The following is a 1,505-nucleotide window of genomic DNA, read 5'->3' on the forward strand; positions in this document are numbered from 1 at the left end:
GACGTCGGTCTCGTCGTCCACCGCGATCCGTACGGTGTCGCCGTCCCGGGTGGCCGGACGCGACAGGAGTTTGGTGACGGCCGCGTCCAGCCGCTTGCGGAGCCGGGGCGAGAGCGCACCGACGAGTTCGGCGGTGACGGACGGGACGACCGGAGGGAGGTCCGGGCTCATGCGATCTTCTCCCCTGCCCAGCGGGCCAGTTCGAGCGGACTGAGGGCGGCGACGGGCATGCCCGCGGCGACGAGCCGACCGGCGACCCCCGTGGAGTACCGGGGCCGGCCGGTGTCGTCGAGGCTCGCGCAGCCCAGGACGTGGCAGCCGGCCGAGACCAGCGCGCGGACCTCGGCGAGCAGACCGCCCAGCGGATAGCCCTCCTCGAAGTCGCTGACGACCACGACGAGGGTGCGTGACGGCGCGGTGACGAGCTCGCGCGCGTGCCGCAGCCCCGCGGCGATGTGGGTGCCGCCGCCGACACTGACCTCCAGCAGCAGGGACAGCGGATCCTCCACGTGCCCGGTGAGGTCGATGACCTCCGTGGAGAAGGCCAGGAAGTGGGTGGAGAGCGTCGGGACGCCCGCCAGCACCGAGGCCGTCAGCGCGGCCCACACCGTGGACGCCTCCATGGAGCCCGACACGTCCGTGACGAGGATCAGCCGCCAGTCGGCTGCCCGGCGGCCCCGGGTCCGGAAGACCGGCCGCTCGGGAATCACCCGCACCGTGCCGTCCGGGCCGCGGCGCGCGGTCGCGAGGTTCGCCCGCAGTGTGCGGGGCAGGTCGAGGCCGCCGCCCGGCCGTCTGCTGGGGCGGGGCAGGGCCGTGCCGTGCAGGGCGGGACGCAGCCGGGTGGCCAGCTCGTCGACCAGCCGCCGTACGAGCGGTCGCAGTGCGGCCAGCCGGGCCTCGGGCAGGCCGCCCGCGTGCCGCAGCACGGTGCGCAGCAGATCCACCGAGGGACGTGCCGCGTCCGCGTCCAGTTCGGTGAGGACGTCGCTGCGGCCGGACGCGGCAGCCACCGCGAGGACCTCCTCGCGGATACCGGGTCCGAACAGCGCGGCCAGTTCCTCCGACCACTCCCGCACCCCGGGATAGGGCGCCTCACGTCCCCCGCCCGATCCCGGGCCCGCGAGATCGCCCCGGCTGCCCTCACCGCGTCCGCTGCCGTACAGCTCGTCCAGCGCGGTCGCCAGCGGCGCGGCGGACGCCGGCAGCGCCTCGGTACGACGGCCGAGGAGGAGACGCCAGCGGTCGGCGGGCGCGAGGAAACGGTCCCCTGCCCAGGGCACGCCGCCCTCGGAGGCGTCGTCCCCCAGCGCGTCCTCCGGCCCACGGTGCCCCAGGACATCCGACCCGGGCCGCGCCACGACACCCAGGGCGGTAGGTGTCTCGGCCTCCGCCCCGGGTCGCGTCCTGCCGTGCGGCCGGAGCGGTGCGGTGGCCGGTTCGGGGCCCGCCGGAAGAACCGCACCGGGTTCCACCGCGGCACCCGGTCCGGTCCGCGCGGTGAC

The 1,505-nt window shown here is 76.2% G+C and carries 1 protein-coding gene; it reads right to left on the reverse strand.

Features of this window, described 5'->3' with window-relative positions; genetic code table 11:
• Positions 1-167 precede the first annotated feature (167 nt).
• Positions 168-1,505, reverse strand: a 1,338-nt coding sequence (locus tag B9S61_RS11295; RefSeq protein ID WP_258039621.1) for a VWA domain-containing protein, incomplete at its 5' end; no start/stop codon positions are given.

This window comes from Streptomyces sp. SM1 (assembly GCF_002910825.1).
Taxonomy (GTDB): domain Bacteria; phylum Actinomycetota; class Actinomycetes; order Streptomycetales; family Streptomycetaceae; genus Streptomyces; species Streptomyces okerensis.